At 64.5% G+C, this 17,645-nt stretch carries 15 protein-coding genes; 9 read left to right on the top strand and 6 right to left on the bottom strand.

The window, feature by feature from the left end; translation table 11 throughout:
* The first annotated feature begins 1 nt into the window (after nt 1).
* Entirely contained in the window at nt 2–3,172 is a 3,171-nt protein-coding gene (locus CK489_RS05785) for an efflux RND transporter permease subunit (protein ID WP_095731593.1), read from the top strand.
* A gap of 187 nt (nt 3,173–3,359) precedes the next feature.
* Here CK489_RS05785 and CK489_RS05780 read toward each other — a convergent pair whose 3' ends face one another.
* Nucleotides 3,360–4,361: an NADP-dependent oxidoreductase gene (locus tag CK489_RS05780; protein WP_095731592.1), complete on the bottom strand. Its 1,002-nt coding sequence runs from the start codon at nt 4,359–4,361 to the stop codon at nt 3,360–3,362.
* 217 nt (nt 4,362–4,578) lie between these two features.
* Here CK489_RS05780 and CK489_RS05775 point away from each other — a divergent pair, with 217 nt between their 5' ends.
* A complete protein-coding gene (locus CK489_RS05775; protein WP_050630966.1) occupies nt 4,579–5,883 on the top strand; it encodes a dicarboxylate/amino acid:cation symporter in 1,305 nt (434 codons plus the stop codon).
* Between the two features lie 12 nt (nt 5,884–5,895).
* The gene (locus tag CK489_RS05770; protein ID WP_095731591.1) at nt 5,896–6,837 is read left to right on the top strand and encodes an amino acid ABC transporter substrate-binding protein; all 942 of its coding nucleotides are present in this window, start codon (nt 5,896–5,898) and stop codon (nt 6,835–6,837) included.
* A 59-nt stretch (nt 6,838–6,896) separates the two neighbouring features.
* Here CK489_RS05770 and CK489_RS05765 read toward each other — a convergent pair whose 3' ends face one another.
* Together CK489_RS05765 and CK489_RS41230 are read right to left on the bottom strand one after the other, a co-directional pair.
* Nucleotides 6,897–7,124: a hypothetical protein gene (locus CK489_RS05765; RefSeq protein WP_095731590.1), complete on the bottom strand. Its 228-nt coding sequence runs from the start codon at nt 7,122–7,124 to the stop codon at nt 6,897–6,899.
* Between the two features lie 71 nt (nt 7,125–7,195).
* Nucleotides 7,196–7,342, bottom strand: coding sequence for a hypothetical protein (locus tag CK489_RS41230; RefSeq protein ID WP_157860960.1), 147 nt, complete (start codon nt 7,340–7,342; stop codon nt 7,196–7,198).
* Nucleotides 7,343–7,431: 89 nt separating this feature from the next.
* Between CK489_RS41230 and CK489_RS05755 the strand changes: the two genes are divergently transcribed.
* From CK489_RS05755 to CK489_RS05745, 3 genes are all read left to right on the top strand, one after another.
* Nucleotides 7,432–7,830, top strand: a complete 399-nt coding sequence (locus CK489_RS05755) for a hypothetical protein (protein WP_143278101.1) — start codon at nt 7,432–7,434, stop codon at nt 7,828–7,830.
* A 77-nt stretch (nt 7,831–7,907) separates the two neighbouring features.
* Nucleotides 7,908–8,264: a response regulator gene (locus CK489_RS05750; protein ID WP_245350264.1), complete on the top strand. Its 357-nt coding sequence runs from the start codon at nt 7,908–7,910 to the stop codon at nt 8,262–8,264.
* A 25-nt stretch (nt 8,265–8,289) separates the two neighbouring features.
* Nucleotides 8,290–8,490 carry a hypothetical protein gene (locus CK489_RS05745; RefSeq protein ID WP_050630969.1) on the top strand — a complete coding sequence of 67 codons (201 nt, stop codon included), beginning with the start codon at nt 8,290–8,292 and terminating at the stop codon, nt 8,488–8,490.
* Nucleotides 8,491–8,522: 32 nt separating this feature from the next.
* Here CK489_RS05745 and CK489_RS05740 read toward each other — a convergent pair whose 3' ends face one another.
* On the bottom strand, nt 8,523–9,458 hold the full coding sequence (locus tag CK489_RS05740; protein ID WP_095731586.1) for an ATP-grasp domain-containing protein: 936 nt from the start codon (nt 9,456–9,458) through the stop codon (nt 8,523–8,525).
* Between the two features lie 297 nt (nt 9,459–9,755).
* On the opposite strand from CK489_RS05740, the gene CK489_RS05735 reads away from it, so the two are divergent.
* The 3 genes from CK489_RS05735 (at nt 9,756) to CK489_RS05725 (ending at nt 13,445) form a co-directional block, all read left to right on the top strand.
* Entirely contained in the window at nt 9,756–10,529 is a 774-nt protein-coding gene (locus CK489_RS05735; protein ID WP_050630970.1) for a ferredoxin--NADP reductase, read from the top strand.
* A gap of 228 nt (nt 10,530–10,757) precedes the next feature.
* Nucleotides 10,758–11,627, top strand: a complete 870-nt coding sequence (locus CK489_RS05730; RefSeq protein ID WP_094194269.1) for a patatin-like phospholipase family protein — start codon at nt 10,758–10,760, stop codon at nt 11,625–11,627.
* Nucleotides 11,628–11,819: 192 nt separating this feature from the next.
* Nucleotides 11,820–13,445 (top strand): FMN-binding glutamate synthase family protein, encoded by a 1,626-nt coding sequence (locus tag CK489_RS05725; RefSeq protein ID WP_050630971.1) that lies wholly within the window; start codon nt 11,820–11,822, stop codon nt 13,443–13,445.
* Between the two features lie 75 nt (nt 13,446–13,520).
* Here CK489_RS05725 and CK489_RS05720 read toward each other — a convergent pair whose 3' ends face one another.
* Nucleotides 13,521–14,987, bottom strand: coding sequence for an FAD-dependent monooxygenase (locus CK489_RS05720; protein ID WP_095731585.1), 1,467 nt, complete (start codon nt 14,985–14,987; stop codon nt 13,521–13,523).
* Nucleotides 14,988–15,300: 313 nt separating this feature from the next.
* The gene (locus CK489_RS05715; protein ID WP_095731584.1) at nt 15,301–17,295 is read right to left on the bottom strand and encodes a carbohydrate porin; all 1,995 of its coding nucleotides are present in this window, start codon (nt 17,293–17,295) and stop codon (nt 15,301–15,303) included.
* Nucleotides 17,296–17,645 lie beyond the last annotated feature (350 nt).

The raw sequence follows: 17,645 nt of genomic DNA, 5'->3' as shown, positions 1-17,645 counted from the left end.
CATGATCTCGAAATTCTTCATCGAGCGGCCGGTCCTCTCCAACGTCATCGCGATCCTGATGATCCTGCTTGGCGGCGTGGCGCTGTATAATCTAGCGGTTGCACAATATCCCGACGTGGTGCCACCGACGGTGCAGGTGACGACGCGCTATCCCGGCGCCTCGGCCAAGACGGTGGTCGACACCGTGGCGCTGCCGATCGAGCAGCAGGTCAACGGCGTCGAGGACATGCTGTACATGCAGTCCTACAGCGGCGCCGACGGCACCTACACGCTGACGGTGACCTTCAAGATCGGTACCGATCTCAATTTCGCGCAGGTCCTGGTGCAGAACCGCGTCTCCGCGGCGCTGTCGCAGCTGCCGACCTCGGTGCAGAACCAGGGCGTCACGGTTCAGAAGAAGTCGACCTCGATCCTGCTGTTCGTGACGCTGACCTCGCCGAACAAGACGTATGACAGCCTGTTCCTGTCGAACTACGCCACCATCAACATTCGCGACGAGCTGTCGCGTCTGCCGGGCGTGGGCAACGTCACGGTGTTCGGCGCCGGGCAATATTCGATGCGGGTCTGGCTCGATCCGAACAAGCTGCAGGTGCGCGGACTGGTGCCGCAGGACGTCATCCAGGCGATCCAGCAGCAGAGCCAGCAGGTCACCGCCGGTCAGGTCGGCGCGCCGCCGACGCCGGCAGGACAGGCGTTCCAGTACACGCTGAACGTCAACGGCCGGCTCGACGACAAGAGCCAGTTCGAGGACATCATCGTCAAGTCAGGCAATGTCGGCGACGTCACCCGCGTCCGCGATGTCGGCTGGGTCGAGCTCGGCGCCCAGACCTACAGCCAGATCTTCTCGTTGAACCAGAAGCCGGCCACCGGCATCGGCGTATTCCAGTCGCCCGGCGCCAATGCGTTGCAGGTCGAGAAGGCGGTCGAGAAGAAGATGGCGGAGCTCGCCAGGCAGTTCCCGCAGGACATCAAATACGACACGCCGTTCGACACCACTAAATTCGTCAACGCCTCGATCGAGGAGGTCTACAAGACGCTGATCGAGGCCGGCCTGCTGGTGCTGATCGTGATCCTGGTCTTCCTGCAGGATTGGCGGGCGATGCTGGTGCCCGCGACTACCGTGCCGGTCACCATCATCGGCGCGTTCGCCGGCATGGCGGCGCTCGGCTTCACCATCAATCTCTCGACGCTGTTTGCGATCGTGCTGGCGATCGGCATCGTGGTCGACGACGCTATCGTCGTGGTCGAGGGCGCGGCGCACAATATCGAGCGCGGCATGTCCGGCCACGACGCCGCGATCAAGGCGATGGACGAATTGTTCGCGCCGATCGTCGGCATCACGCTGGTCCTGATCTCGGTGTTCCTGCCGGCAGCCTTCCTGCCGGGGCTGACCGGGCGGATGTACGCGCAATTCGCGCTGGTGATCGCGGCCACCGCGCTGCTCAGCGCGGTCAATGCCGCGACGCTGAAGCCGACGCAATGCGCGCTATGGCTGCGTCCTCCGGCGCCGCCCGAACAGCGCAACTTCTTCTATCGCGGCTTCAACGCGGCCTATGATCGGCTGGAGCGCGGCTACACCCGCGTGGTCGGCGGCATCGCCGGGCACGCCAAGACGTCGGTCGCCATCGCGCTCGTCATCATCGGCCTCGCCGGCTACGGCCTGTCGCGGGTGCCGACCGGCTTCATTCCGATCGAGGACCAGGGCTATCTGCTCGCCGCGGTGCAATTGCCCGACGGCGCCGCCATCGACCGCACCCAGCACGTGCTCGACAAGGTCACCGAGATTGCCGGCAAGACGCCCGGCGTCGATCAGGTGGTCAGCATCGCCGGCATCTCGGCGCTCGACAACTCGTCGAGCCTCGCCAATGCAGGCGTCGCCTACCTGATCCTGAAGGACTGGAGCGCGCGCGGCCCGGGCGAGGACCTCCGTTCGCTGGTCTATGGGCTCAATGACAAGCTCGCGGTGATCCCGGAGGCGCGTATCCTGGTGATCCCGCCGCCGCCGATCCAGGGCATCGGCAATGCCGCCGGCTTTGCCATGCAGGTCGAACTGCGCGACGGCAATGCCGATTACGGCAAGCTGCAGGCGGTCACCGGGGCAATCGTGGCCAATGCGCAGACCCAGAGCGCGCTGCAGCGGGTGCAATCCTCGTTCCGCTCGATGGTGCCGCAGTTCGACGTGGAGGTCGATCGCATCAAGACCCAGACCCTGCACGTCACCCCCGACCAGATCTTCGCGGCGCTGTCGACCTATCTCGGCGCCAGCTATGTCAACCAGTTCACCAAGTTCGGCCGCACCTTCCAGGTCTACACCCAGGCCGAGGCGCAGTACCGGCTGGGCCTGCGCGACATCGAGAACATGATGGTGCGCAACGGCAACGGCGACATGATCCCGCTCGGCACGGTGGCCAAGATCACGCCCTCGGTCGGGCCCTCGCTGATCAGCCTCTACAACCTCTATCCGTCGGCGACCATCATCGGCCTGCCGGCGCAGGGCTATTCGTCCGGCCAGTCGATGACGCTGATGGAGGAGATCGCGACCAAGACGCTACCGCCGGGCACCGGCTATGAGTGGACGGCGATGTCGTACCAGGAGAAGGAGGTCGGCAGCCAGATCTACTATGTGTTCGCGCTGGCGCTGCTCTTGGTCTATCTCGTGCTCGCCGGGCAATATGAGAGCTGGTACGCGCCGATCTCGGTGATCCTGGCCGTGCCGCTGTCGCTGCTCGGCCCGACGCTGGTGCTGCTCAGCCTGCGCATCGAGAACAACCTCTACACCCAGATCGGCACCATCCTGCTGATCGCGCTGTCGGCCAAGAACGCAATCCTGATCGTCGAGGTGGCGCTCGAACATCATGTGCGCTACGGCAAGCCGGTGCTGGAATCGGCGATCGACGCGGCGCGCGCCCGATTCCGCCCGATCCTGATGACGTCGTTTGCCTTCATCCTCGGCGTGCTGCCGTTGGTGCTCGCGACCGGCGCCGGCGCCAACGCCCGCAAGTCGATCGGCATCACCGTGTTCTCCGGCATGATCGCCTCGACCTGCCTCGCGGTGCTGTTCGTGCCCGCGTTCTTCGTCGTGGTGCAGAATTTCGAGAACTGGCGCAAGGCGAAGAAGGGCAAGGCGGCCGGGCCGCAAGCTGCACCTCAGGCACAGGGCACGGTGCACTAAGACTGCACTTTCTCTGTACGCTCGTCACCCCCGCGCAACGGCTTTGCCGTTGTCGCTGGAGGCGCGAGCGAAGCGAGCCTCGAAGGGCGACGGTCCAGCTCGCTCCGCGGCGCCGCATCGGGGCCGTGCATGCTTCGAGGCGCGCAAGAGCGCGCACCTCAGCATGACGGAACCGGAGCTTTTGCCTCTACACCTTCACCATGCGCTTGCCGCGGTTTTCGCCGGCGAGCAGGCCGATCAGCGCCTGCGGCGTATTCTCGATGCCGTCGATGACGTCTTCCTGCACCTTGAGCTTGCCCGAGGACACCCAGGATTGCAGGTCGGCGAGCGCGGCGTCGCGCTGGTCCATGTAGTCCATCACGATGAAGCCCTGCATGATCAGCCGCTTCACCACGATCAGGCCGGGCACGCCGCGCGGGCCGTGCGCCGAGGGCACGCCGTCATATTGCGAGATCGCGCCGCAGCAGGCGATGCGGCCGCGGTTGTTCATCTGCGCCAGGCAGGCCTCCAGGATGTCGCCGCCGACATTGTCGAAATAGACGTCGATGCCCTTCGGCGCCGCCGCGCGCAGCGCCTTGTAGGTGGCGCCGTCCTTGTAGTCGACCGCGGCGTCGAAGCCGAGCTCCGACGTCAGCCAGTGGCACTTGTCCTTGCCGCCGGCGATGCCGACCACCCGGCATCCCTTGATCTTGGCGATCTGGCCGACGATCGAGCCGACCGAACCGGCGGCGGCCGAGACCACCACGGTCTCACCCTCCTTGGGCTTGCCGACATGGAGCAGGCCGAAATAGGCGGTCAGGCCGGCCACCCCGTAGACGCTGAGCAGGTGGGTCATCGGCTCGAGCTTCGGCATCTTCGACAGGTGCTTGGCCGGCACGGCGGCGTAATCCTGCCAGCCGGTGTCGCCGAACACGATATCTCCCGGCTTCAGGCCGGGGTCATTCGACGACACCACCTCGGCGATGCTGCCGCCGGCCATCACGGTGTTGGCTTCGACCGCAGCGCGGTAGGTGGCGCCGTGCATCCAGGCACGGTTGGCGGCGTCGAGCGAGATGTAGCGCGTCCGCACCAGCGCCTCGCCCTCCTTCGGCGCGGGGACCGTGCCCTTGGTCAGCCGAAAATGCTCGGGGCCAAGCTTGCCGGTCGGCTTTTCAACAAGCAGGATCTGGCGATTGACGGTGTCGTTCATTGTGATCTCTCCCCCTCGCGTTGGTCGTTTCGCATGCAGTTTGACTGCGACGCGCGCAGCTTAGTGCACAGATTGTGCGCTGCATGAACGCTAGTCCCCGCGCTGGCATTCCACAACGGGAACAGATCGGCAAAGTCCCGCTGGACGCGAAGCGTGTTGCGTAGCTGCGTAAATCTGCCACACTTGCCCTTCGCCGGGAACTTACGGGGGTAAGAGAATGTCGAACAGGTTTACGCAGTACATCCTGATTGCGATGGTCCTTGGCATCGCAATGGGGACCATTGTCTTCAACTACTTTCCTGACAGCCGTGCCGAGATCGCAGCCGACGTCAACCTGATCGCGATGCTGTTCCTGCGCCTGATCAAGATGATCATCGCGCCCCTCGTGTTTGCAACCCTGGTCGGTGGCATCGCCCATATGGGCAGCGGCGCCAAGCTCGGGCGCATCTTCGCCAAGACCATGGGCTGGTTCATCTCCGCCTCCTTCGTCTCGCTGCTGCTCGGCCTCGTGATGGTCAACCTGCTGCAGCCCGGCGCCAATTTCCCCGGCACGCTGCCCGACAAGACCCAGTCCACCGGCCTGCCGGTGTCGGCCTTCTCGATCGAGAAATTCCTGACCCATCTGATCCCGACCTCGATCGCGGACGCGATGGCGCAGAACGAGATCCTGCAGATCGTGGTGTTCGCGGTGTTCTTCGCGGTCGCGCTCGGCGCCATGCCCGAGCGGTCGAAGCCGATCATGAGCCTGATCGACGACCTCGCGCACATCATGCTCAAGGTCACCGGCTACGTGATGCTGTTCGCGCCGATCGCGGTGTGGGCCGCGATCATGGCGACCGTTTCGAAGAACGGCCTCGGTGTGCTCTGGAAGCTGATCGTGTTCATGGGCGGCTTCTATCTGTCGCTGCTGATCCTGTGGGGCATCCTGGTCACAGTCGGCTTCATTGTGATCGGGCCGCGTTACAGCCATCTGCTGCGGCTGATCCGCGAACCGCTGATGATCGCGTTCTCGACCGCCTCCTCGGAGGCGGCCTATCCGAAGACGCTGGAGGGGCTGAACAAGTTCGGCGCCTCCTCGCGGATCTCGGCCTTCGTGTTGCCGCTCGGCTATTCCTTCAACCTCGACGGCACGATGATGTATTGCACCTTCGCGAGCATCTTCATCGCGCAGACCTACCACATCGAAATGTCGCTCGGCACGCAGCTCGCGATGCTGGCGACCTTGATGATCACCTCCAAAGGCGTTGCCGGCGTGCCGCGCGCCTCGCTGGTGGTGATCGCCTCGACGCTGTCGCAGTTCGGCATCCCCGAGGCCGGCCTTTTGATGATCATGGGCATCGACACCTTCCTCGACATGGGCCGTAGCGCCACCAACGTGATCGGCAACTCGCTGGCGACGTCGGTGGTCGCGAAGTGGGAGGGCGAGCTGAAGGCCGAGCACGAGCTCGGGCCCGACGACGCCGTGCCCGATGACGCGGTGCCGGGCGATGCCGTGCCCGGCGCGGTGATGGCCGGCCATTGACGGGAGGGATGCATGCATCGCGCCCGCTGGAGGCCGGTACGGGCTGAGGGCCGGTTGCTGTCGGCATGTCTGCTGGCGGCAGCCCTGCTCGCTGGTCCGGCGTCCGCACAGTCGGCGGGCGAGGGGCTCAGCCCCACGCTCGCCAACATCAAGGCCACGCATTCCGTGCGGATCGGCTATCGCGAGAGTTCGCCGCCGTTCTCGTTCCTCGACCACTCCAACCGGCCGATCGGCTACAGCCTCGAGCTGTGCGATGCGATCGTCGACGAGATCGGGGCCGAGGTCGACGACGCCAACCTCAAGATCGACTACGTCAAGGTCACCTCCGACGACCGCATCCCGGCGGTGGTCGACAAGAAGATCGACCTCGAATGCGGGTCGACCACGGCGAACGCAGAGCGCGGCAAGCAGGTCGCGTTCTCGCCGCTAATGTTCGTGGCCGGCACCAAGCTGATGGTGCCGAAGGCCTCGGGAGTCAACCAGGTCGTCGACCTCAAGGGCAAGACGGTGGTGGTCACCAAGGGCACCACCAACGAGCAGGCGATGCACAATGTCGACGCCAAGCAACAGCTCGGCCTCAACATCGTCACCGCAGGCGACCACGAGCAGTCCTACCAGATGCTGGTGGACGGCAAGGCGGATGCCTTCGCGACCGACGACATCCTGCTCTACGGCCTGATCGCGCGGCACAAGTCGCAGGACAAATTCCGCGTCACCGGCGATTATCTGTCCTACGATCCTTACGGCATCATGTACCGCAAGGGCGAACCGCAGATGAAGGACGTGGTCGAGCGCGCGTTCCGCAAGCTCGCCTCGAACCGCGACATCATCCCGCTCTACAACAAATGGTTCGTCGCCCGCCTGCCGACCGGCGAGAAGCTCAACGTCGCGCTGTCGCCGCAGCTCGAGGACGCCTTCAAGGCACTCGACGATTCTCCAGGTGGCGCGAACTAACAAGCGAACCGCGACCTCTCCCCAAGTGGGGAGAGGTCGAAAGCACGGCGCTGCTTCGTTCATCGCCAATAGCGATACCGCAGATCCAGGCACTGCCGCACCCAGTATCCGTTCACATGGATCAACTGGCACGGGCTCGGCGGCGGTTCCTTGATGATCGGATATCCGTGGATGTCGATGTTCGTCGGGGCCGTGACCCCGCGCCAGAACACGGCGTGGGCGGCCGGAGGATTGAAGGCGGCGGCGAACGCCGCGGCTGCCAGGAAGCTCAAAAGGAGTTTGCGCATAATCTGGATCCGGGTCGATTAATGCGCATCAGCGTACTCCCTTGAGCGGCAGGAGCAAGCCGCTGAATGGATCAAAATGGCGGAGTGAATTTTGCCGCAAGCTGCGTCGCCGCATGCGCGTAGCCGCCGCGGACCGCAGTGCAAGCGAGGGCAACGATGCCGACCGCCGCCAGAACGACCATGACCTGGAAGATCGCGCGTCCAAGGATCGCTCCCATCAAGACTCCATCGATCCGGCGGGGATCTTGCTTCGAGTTTCCACGCGCCGCGATCTTCTGGAGTATCATCGGCAGGCGAGATTGCGCTGTTGAAGTCTGCAAGCGCGTCGCTTCGCCGGCTAATGTCGCTTCGCGACAAGCCGATCGACCTGCTGCTGGAGCGCTGCTTCCATTTCGGAAATGATGTCGCGCGGCAGGCCAACGCCGGGGGGATCAATCGTATCTTGCACGTTGGCATCAACGAACTGATCTTTGATCAGTCGTCGAGAGGATGGACGGCCTGGCGCGCCGGCCGCCACGTCAGCCCCGTAGGGCTCACAAAAATCCTGATCCGAATGTACACCGTTCTTCATGAGCTTTGCCTCCTGGCGCGACTTCCTTTCCTCAGTCCCGAGCCATCCGGCTCGCCGCCCATCAATGACTCCGACACCTCGAAAGTTGTTCCGGTTGGAACCTGCAAAGCCCTGTCGGAATTCGGCAGCTGTTGATCTTGGAACCAGAACTTTAGGCGTTCTCAATCATTGATTGTGGTTGATCGCTGGAGGATGCCAGTTTGGAGGACGCCATGGGTTACACAAGGCCAATTCGCCAAATCGCAGTCGTGGTCGAAGACGATACAATCCAGCGCGACATGATCGCGCTGTTGTTGGAACAAGGTCGTTTCGACGTCATCCAATGCGAAGACGCAGAAACAGCAGCGCTGGCCATCAAGAGGCGTCGCCCGTCGCTGGTCGTCACCGACATCAAGCTTACCGGAAAAATGGATGGGATCGAGCTTGCCCGTCTGGCCCTCGATTGCGACCCGGCAGTGCGCGTGCTGGTGATCTCGGGCCTGCCGCTGGCCGGCGCGCTGCCTGACGGCGTCAAGTTCTTCGAGAAGCCGGTTTACCCACCCGTCCTGCTGCGGGAGCTGGCGTCGTAGTTTTCGCGGATCGGGATGTCGGCTCATGCAAGAGGATCCGGAAATCGATTGGCACCGCGAGCAGATCACGAAGAATCGCGAGCTGATCGCGGAGTTGCAATCAGGAAACACGGCGGGTGCTGAGGTGTTTCCAGAAACGCAGGCCGAGATCGATCGTCTCACCGCACAGATCGAGCAATCGGAATTGATCGTCGCCGCCTATGAAAAGCAGCGCCCGCAGGACTGACCGGGCGCTGAAGGCAGCACACGGCACGCGGTTCAGGCGAACACCGCGTCCAGCGCTGCCGAATATGCGGCCTCGACCAGCGCCGGATCGCGGCGGCCCAGCGCCTCCATCTTCACGCCCGAATTCACCTCGAGGACCTTCCACGCGCCATCGGCGCGCACGACATCGATGGAGGCAAAGCGGATGCCGACGGCTTGCGCGGCCTTGGTCGCGAGCGCGATGCAGGCGTCGCGGGTCGCAGCATCGGTGAGCAGCACAGGCTCGGCGCCGGCATCGAGGTTGTGTCGCCAGTTGAGCAGCCGCCGCTCGCCGGCCGGCGGAATGGCGTCGAGCGCGGCGGCGTCGAAATCCTCGGTGAGGGTCTTGAGCTGCTCCGTCGTCGCGGTCGCCTGCGCCAGCGCGCGGAGTGAATGGATGCCGTCACCGACCACCATTGGGCGCGTCTTGCCGTAGACGATCAGCGCGAGTGCATCGAGCAGCACCACGCGCACCTCGTCATCGAGGGCAACATAGGGCGAGATCGCAAGGCTCGGATGCGCGGCAAGGATGCGCGTGACCGCGGTCTCGAGTTGCGTGGGCGTCGTGACATGGAAGACCAACTCGCCGGATGTGCCCTCATTGGGTTTGACGACGAGGCCATGCGGATGCCGGTCGAGCAACAGCCGCATCGCGTCGAACGAATCCGATCCCGGGATGTGCTTGCTGAGCTTGTTGCCGAGAAACAGCGTGTGCGCGACGGCGGGGACGCCGGCCGATGCCAGCACCTCCGCGCAGGCCGATTTGTCGTTGGCGACCTGATGTGCGACCGCGCTGTTCAGCCCGATATCGTAGCCGATCGCGAGCCGCCGCTGATTGCCCTTGGTCATGATGACCAGCCAGCCGCCTGACCGCACCTCGACCGCAATCGAGCGCGCCAGACAATATTTTTTGATGGTTTCCAGGAAGATTCGCTGGCTGATCAGGACCACGAGATCATTTTCCCTTCGCCGCGGTTTTCGTAGCAATTAATTGCCAGATCGGCATCGATCTCAGCAAGTAAATTACGTCCAGCAGGACGTGTTAACGATGTCGTGGCTGAACCTCTGCGCGAAATCGAACGACTGCCATTCTGAGATCGCAATTGCACGCCAGTTGATCTTGACTATCTCATGCATTGGCGCAATGGACACGCGAGATCTTCAGTGATTTCGGCCACTTCTGCGCCGTCGCGAGCAGTCTAGAAATCAAACCATTCTAAATCTGGTCAGTCGAGAAAACGAAAACACATGAGCGCGTTCTATCGAGAGAAAGTTCTTTCCGTTCAGCACTGGACCGATACGCTTTTCAGCTTCCGGGCGACCCGCGATTCCGGTTTCCGCTTCCAGAATGGGCAGTTTGCCATGATCGGCCTCGAGGTCGACGGCCGGCCGCTGCTGCGCGCCTATTCGATGGCGAGCGCCAATCACGAGGAAGAGCTCGAGTTCTTCTCGATCAAGGTGCAGGACGGTCCGCTGACCTCCAAGCTGCAGAAGATCCGCGAGGGCGACACCATCCTGGTCGGCCGCAAGGCGACCGGCACGCTGATCACCGACAATCTAATTCCCGGCAAGCGGCTGATGCTGCTGTCGACCGGCACCGGCCTTGCGCCGTTCGCGAGCCTGATCAAGGACCCCGAGGTCTATGATCGCTACGACCAGATCCTGCTGGTGCATGGTTGCCGCCAGGTCTCCGAGCTCGCCTATGGCGAGGAGCTGGTCGCCAAGCTGCGCGACGACGAGCTGTTCGGGCCGATGCTGTCCGAGAAGCTGTCCTACTATCCGACCGTGACGCGCGAGCCGTTCCGCAACCGCGGCCGCATCACCGACCTGATCACGTCGAACCAGCTGTTCACCGACCTGCATCAGGGCCCGCTCGACATCGAGACCGACCGCATCATGATGTGCGGCAGCCCGGCGATGCTGGAAGAGCTGAAGCAGCTGTTCGAGACCCGCGGCTTCAAGGAAGGCAGCGGCAACACCCCCGGTCACTTCGTGATCGAGAAGGCGTTCGTCGAGCGCTGAGACCGCTTAAGACTGTCGTCCTGGCAAAAGCCAGGACCCGTTACCACCGTCCTCTGCTTTGCGAAGGCTGGGGCCCCACCGGGCTCCAGCCTTTTGCATTTGGGGTTATGGGTCCTGGCCTTCGCCAGGACGACGGCCGTGCAGGTGGCGTGCACCATTTGTCACTTGCTATAACGGTCGCAACGCCGCGCAGCGCTGCCCGAACGCGGCGACCCGAGGAGCCGCACCTTGTCCATCACCGATCCGGATGCACCGAAGACCGCCTTTGTGTTTGCCGGCGGCGGCAGCTTTGGCGCGATCCAGGTCGGCATGCTGCAGGCACTGGCGGCGCATGGCGTGGTCGCCGACATGGTGGTCGGCTCCAGCGTCGGTGCATTGAATGGCGCGTTCTATGCCGGCGACCCCTCGGTCTCGGGCGTGGCGCGGCTGGCCGAGATCTGGCGCGGCCTGAACCGGCAGGATGTGTTCCCGGTGACCTGGCGAACGCTGATGAGCTTCCTGTGGCGGCGCGACTTCCTGATCCCGCATGACGGCGTCCGCAGGCTGATCGACGACTACATCCCGTTCCGCAATCTCGAGGACGCGCGGATGCCGATCCACATCGTCACCACCGACATCATCAGCGGTGACAGCGTGGTGCTGTCGGAAGGCTCGGCTGCGGAGGCGATCGTGGCGTCGACCGCGATCCCCGGCGCGTTCACGCCGGTGCATTACCGCGATCATTTCCTCGCCGACGGCGCGATCTCCAGCAACACGCCGGTCCGCGTCGCCGTGAAGCATGGCGCAAAGCGCCTGATCGTGCTGCCGACCGGACATGCCTGCGCCAACCAGGCGCCGCCGACCGGCGCGCTCGCCAATGCGCTGCATGCGCTGACGCTGCTGATCGCGCGGCAGCTCGTCAACGAGCTCGAGAATATCGGGCCCGATGTCGAGTATTTCGTCGTGCCGCCGCTCTGCCCGCTGGTCGGCTCGCCCTACGATTTCTCCCGGACCTCAGAACACATCGCACGCGCCCTCGACACCACCAATGCATGGCTTGCCAGCGATGGCCTGAAGCCGGGCCACATCCCGCACGAATTGCAGCCGCATGGCCATTGAGGGGCGGGCTCGATACCGCTTCTTGGTGCAGTGCAAAAGCAAGCCAATCCGGCTGATTGCGGCAACCGCACCCGCCCATCCGGGCGGTTGTCACATCTGTGACTGCTCGGCCGTATAACCGTAGTGCACTTGTTCCGCGAGTTGGATTAGGCTCAACGCCGACAGGGCATTCCAGGCAGACCGGAGGATTCCATGGACACGCTGCTGCTTCCGTTCTCGCCGCGTTTCATCGTGCTGACGATCTGCGCAGTCGTCACCGTGCTCCTGCTGCTGGTTGGGATTTTCGACCACAAGGTCTTCAAGATCATCCTGATCCCGCTGGTGATCTTCGGCGCGCTGACCCTGCTCGGCATCCGCGACTTCACGCAGAAGAACCACGCGGTGCTGCGCAACTACCCGATCTCGGCGCATGTCCGCTTCCTGCTCGAGGAAATCCGCCCGGAGATGCGGCAGTATTTCTTCGAGAGCGAGAAGGACGGCATGCCGTTCTCGCGCGACACCCGCGCGGTGGTCTATCAGCGCGCCAAGATGGTGCTCGACAAGCGCCCGTTCGGCACCCAGGAGGACGTCTATCGCGAAGGCTATGAGTGGATGCATCATTCGGTGGCGCCGAAGCCGCGCGCCGACGAGAAATTCCGCATCACGATCGGCGGGCCCGACTGCACCAAGCCGTATTCGGCGTCGGTCTTCAACATCTCGGCGATGAGCTTTGGCGCGCTGAGCCCGAACGCGGTGCGGGCGCTGAATGCCGGCGCCAGGAAGGGCGGGTTCGCCCACGACACCGGCGAGGGCGGCGTCAGCCCCTATCACCGCGAGATGGGCGGCGACATCATCTGGGAGGTCGGCTCCGGCTATTTCGGCTGTCGCAACCGTGACGGCACCTTCAATCCGGAGATGTTTGCCAGCGTCGCGGGCGACGACCAGATCAAGATGGTCGAGCTCAAGATCAGCCAGGGCGCCAAGCCCGGCCATGGCGGCGTCCTGCCGGCCGCCAAGGTCTCCGAGGAGATCTCCAAGATCCGCGGCGTGCCGATGGGCGAGGACTGCATCTCGCCCGCCTATCACAAGGCGTTCTCGACGCCGATCCAGATGATGGAATTCGTCGCCAACATGCGCAAGCTGTCCGGCGGCAAGCCGGCCGGCTTCAAGATGTGCATCGGCCATCCCTGGGAATTCCTCGCGATCTGCAAGGCGATGAAGGAGAGCGGGCTGTATCCCGACTTCATCGTGGTCGACGGCAATGAGGGCGGCACCGGCGCCGCGCCGCTCGAATTCATGGACCATTTGGGCATGCCGATGCGCGAGGGCGTCAATTTCGTCCACAACGCGCTGATCGGCATCGGCGCGCGCGACCGCATCAAGATCGGCGCGTCCGGCAAGATCGCCACCGCCTTCGACATGGCGCGCGCGATGGCGATCGGGGCCGACTGGTGCAATTCGGCGCGCGGCTTCATGTTCGCGCTCGGCTGCATCCAGTCGCTGAGCTGCCACACCGATCGCTGCCCGACCGGCGTCACCTCGCAGGACCCGATCCGCAACCGCGCGCTCTATGTGCCGGACAAGATCGAGCGCGTGTACAACTACCACCACTCGACCTTGCACGCGCTGACCGAGCTGCTCGCCGCCGCCGGCCTCGAGCACACCAAGGAGCTGCGCCCGATCCACTTCTCGCAGCGCAGCTCGACCACCGACGTCCGCACCTTCGCACAGCTCTATCCGGCGCTGCGGCCGGGCGAACTGCTCGAAGGCACCCAGGATCCCCGCTTCCGCGACGCCTGGGCGATGGCACGCGCGGACTCGTTCCAGCCGGCGGGGTAGGGCTACGGTTTCGATTCACCTCCCCCGCTCGCGGGGGAGGGGACGCAATGCCGATGCCGCTACGGCACCATCTCATCAAGCGCTCGGCGCGCCGAACCATTTGGTCAGCGCTGCCGTGAGGCCGGTGCGGGTCCGGTCTCCGACCCACGCCACGTAGCCGTCGGGCCTGATCAGCACCGCGGCGGGTGCCGGAACCGGGCCGAGCGCGGGAAGCTCCCAGGTGCCGGAATACTCGGCGTCGAGCAGCTCGACCCGGTCGGTCCATCCCGCAATGTCGATGCTGCCGGGCTCGCCGAAATTCAGCAGCACCGGCCGCGCCTGGTACAGCAGCGCGAACACCTGCAGCGGCCCGTCGGCGGTGACGAGGTCGAGATCGGGCATGCGGCGTCCGAGCAATGGATGGCCATCGCCGAGATCGTAGTGCAGGTCGAGGCCCGACATCATCGCGACAAAGCGGCGGCGCGGCTCGTCCATGCGCAGCAATTCGGAGACGACCTCGCTCAGCGCCTTGCTGCGCGCATCGGTGCGGTTGAGCGCGACGTGCGCCATGGTGTTGCGCAGCACGCGGGCCGCGACCGGATGCCGCTCGGCCTGATAGCTGTCGAGCAGGCTGTCCGGCGATGTCAGCTTGACCACCTGGGCGAGCTTCCAGCCCAGATTCACCGCGTCCTGCACGCCGATATTGAGGCCTTGTCCGCCCATCGGCGGGTGCACATGGGCGGCGTCGCCGGCCAGCAGCACGCGCTGCTTGCGATAGCTCACCGCCTGCCGGGTCATGTCGGTGAAGCGCGAGATCCAGACCGGATCGTGGATGCCGAAATCGGTGCCGTACGCGGCGGCCAGCGTCTCGCTGACGTCGCGCAAGGTCGGCTCTCTCTCGGTGCCGAGCTGCCGCTCGGTCAGCACCACGCGCACGCGCTTAGTATCGTCCACCTTGCCGATCGCATAGGTGCCGGTGTCGTCCTGGCGAAAGCCCCATTGCGGTTCGCTGGACATTTCGGCCTCGGCGATCAGCCAGCTCCTGGTCGGATCCCATCCGGCGAATTCGATGCCGGCCGCCTTGCGGACGATGCTCCGGCCGCCATCGCAGCCAACGAGATATTGCGCGCGGATTCGGCCGTCCGACAGTTCGACATCGACGCTGGCGTCGTCCTGCGCAAAGCCGGTCACGTCGCGCGCGCGATAGACCGGCACGGCGAGCTCGTCGACCCATTCGCAGAGAATGCGCTCGATATGGCTCTGGAACAGCCCGAGCGTGAAATTGCGCCGGGTCGGAAAGTCGGTGATATCGAGCGGAACCAGATGCGAGTGGAATAGCACCGCAGGATGCCGCGTCCCCTCCGCGACGAATCGATCGCCGATGCCGCGCTGATCGAGCACCTCCATGGTGCGCGCATGCAGGCCGCCTGCCCGCGAGCCGATCAGGTCCGCTCCCGCGCGCCGCTCGACGACCGCGACATCGACGCCGCCCAGCGCCAGCTCGCCCGCCAGCATCAGCCCGGTCGGACCTCCACCGGCAATCACCACATCATGTTCCCGCATCCCGCACTCCCTTGTTCGATTGGGCGCGCGTTCTACGGGATGACCCCGGGCTTGCGGCAAGCCCGGGGGGTCTACATATATCTAAGTGGGGAGAGGGCGTTTGCCGCTCGAACCAATTCCAGGACATCATTGCGAAGAGCAGCGCGACAAATTCGCTGTCGTCCCTGCCTAGTGCGCAATTGCGCACGGGAGCAGGGACCCATAACCACAGGGCGTTGTGTTTGTCTCGCTGCGGCCCCGGCCTGCCATAGCCACGAACAACGGTGGTTATGGGTCCCGGCTTTCGCAGGGACGACGGTGCGAGATGGCGAGGCTAGAACTCGCCGTGGATGCGTCCGGAGAAGATGTGCACCGGGCCGCGGTCGGCGTTGTAGGCGGGGTTGGTGATGAACTGATAGTCCGCCGTCAGCGTCAGGTTCTTGTTCACCTGGTAGGCGTAGTAGGTCTCGAAGATCCGCTCCGGGCTGTAGTTCAGCGCGCCGTCGCCGATCAGAAGACCGAGGCCGCCGGCGGCAAGGAAGTCGCGATGCGCCGATGACAGTCCGTTGACCGCGCCGCCGATGCCGATCGTATCATTGGCCCGGCCCCAGGAGCTGCCCTTGATCGACAGGCCGCCGGAGACGCTGCGATCGACGTCGGTGAACGACAGGATCTCGTTGCGACCGTCGTTCCAGCTCAGCCGGCCGAACAGGCCGACATCGGTTGCGATCTGCTGCTCGCCGTTGAGGTAGAAGCCGTATTTGGTGTTGTCCTTGCGGATGCCGGCCATCACGTCGTTGATGTCGAGCGCCGGGTTGGCGTCCTCGATCGCCAGTGCCTGGCGATAATTGCCGGTGTTGCCGCGATTGCCGAACAAGCCGACGCGCAGCTTTCCCGGCTGATCGAAGATCGAATAGCGGCCCTCGAACTCGACCACCGCGCCGCCGTTGTTGGGGTTGGAGACCAACACGTCGCTGTTCGGTGCATTGGGCACCTGGAATACGCCGGCGCGCACCGCCCAATCCTTGCGATTGAGCTCGACCACGGCGCCGCGGGTGTAGCCGGGCAGGTCGGCCGGGAAATCGTAGGCGGCCGACGCCCACATCGCCCAGTTCATGAAGTCGGCGCGCGGGTCCTTGGCGTAGGAATTGCCGTCGAAGAAGTCCCCCACCGCGAAGCGGCCGACTACGATGGTGAGGCGATCGATGTCGCGCTTGCCGGCGATCTGGTTGGGACCGTCGGGAACGTCTTCCTGCTCGCCGCCGAAGCCGAAGGTCTGCTTGATGAAGTAGCGCTGCGGCCGGATCTTCGGATACTCCGCGCCGGCCTTCTGCGCTTCGCCGTTCGAGAAGCCGGCAAGGCCGAGCGTGCCATTGAGGCCAAAGCCCTGCGCGGTCTCCGGATTGAAGTAGAGCTCGCCGCCCTCCCACAGCTTGACGCCGAGGAACGCGGTCGTGGTCCAGGTCTGCTGCGCTTGTCCGACGCCGGGAAGGCTGTTGGTGCCGCCATAGGGCGCGCGGAATGACGGATAGCCCTGACCAAGCAGCGTCGTCTGCGCATGCACGCTCCAGTCGCTGGATTCCGGCAGCGCGGTGCGCGTCGGCGTCGCCGACCATGGCGAGTCGCCGAGCTGGTAGTTCAGGCCGAATTTCAGCAGGTGGATGCGCGGGTCGATGCTGACGCCGGGCATGCCGAAATCGTTGAGGCCGAGCGTGCGGCGCGACAGGTCGATGTACTCGTATTCGAGCTTGGCGGTCCAATTGCCGCTCAGGGCGAATTCGGCACCGGCGCCGACCGTCCAGCCGGTCTGATACTGGCCGGGCTGCGAAATCACGCTGTCCGCGGCATCGTTGACCCGGACTTCGGTGTGGCCCCAGGCGAAGCCGCCGGTCACATAGGGCATCCAGGTGCCCAAGCTGTAGCCGGCGCGGCCGCGCACCGTGCCGACATAATCGATCGATGCGTTGAAGGGGCCCGGCGGGCGGCGCACCGTATCGGTCGGGCCGGTGAAGGTCGCGTCCGCCTCGATGCCGAGCACGAAGCGATTGGCGAATTCCTTGTTGTAGCCGGCCTGGAAGCCGCCGATCCCGCCGGTGATCGTCGGCGGAAAGACCACACCTTGCTCCAGGATCGGATTGGTGCCGGGACCGAGCGTGCCGTCGCCATATCCGACATGGGCGCCGACGTAGAAGCCCGTCCAGCTATAGACCGCCTTGGCGGCGGGAGACTTGAGCGGCAGATCGGCCGCGGCGGCCGGCGTGCCGAAGGCGGCCGCACCGAGCGCTGCGCCGGCGGCGATCTGGACCCTGAAGAGGCGGACGCAGGTCATGACGCGGCTTTCCGCGAACGGTTGGCGATTTTGCCAGGCATCACTGCAGATTTGGCGGCCGCTTGCCACCCGAGATTTGAAGTCATTGCCCGCCGTCCCCGGTCCGATCCGTGTTGTCCCATCCAAAGCCGGACCAGCACCTAGCATCCCCTGGCACTTATTGCAAATCATTCGCAATAGCAACTGAGGTCCGCCGGATACCTGTTCGATTTGCATGCCACTATGACAGTCACGTAACAGCACGCGACCCGAGCCCTCGCCGGCTGCGATCGAGCAGCCGCCTGTGGCAAATCGGCCGAGCCGCGGCCGTTCAATCGACGCCACCATTGTCCTCTTCCCTTGTCTTGATG

Source organism: Bradyrhizobium sp. UFLA03-84 (assembly GCF_002289535.1).
GTDB classification, from domain to species: Bacteria; Pseudomonadota; Alphaproteobacteria; order Rhizobiales; family Xanthobacteraceae; genus Bradyrhizobium; species Bradyrhizobium viridifuturi.
The sequence above is the reverse complement of the archived record's forward strand: the minus strand, read 5'-3'. Positions and strand labels throughout refer to the sequence as shown.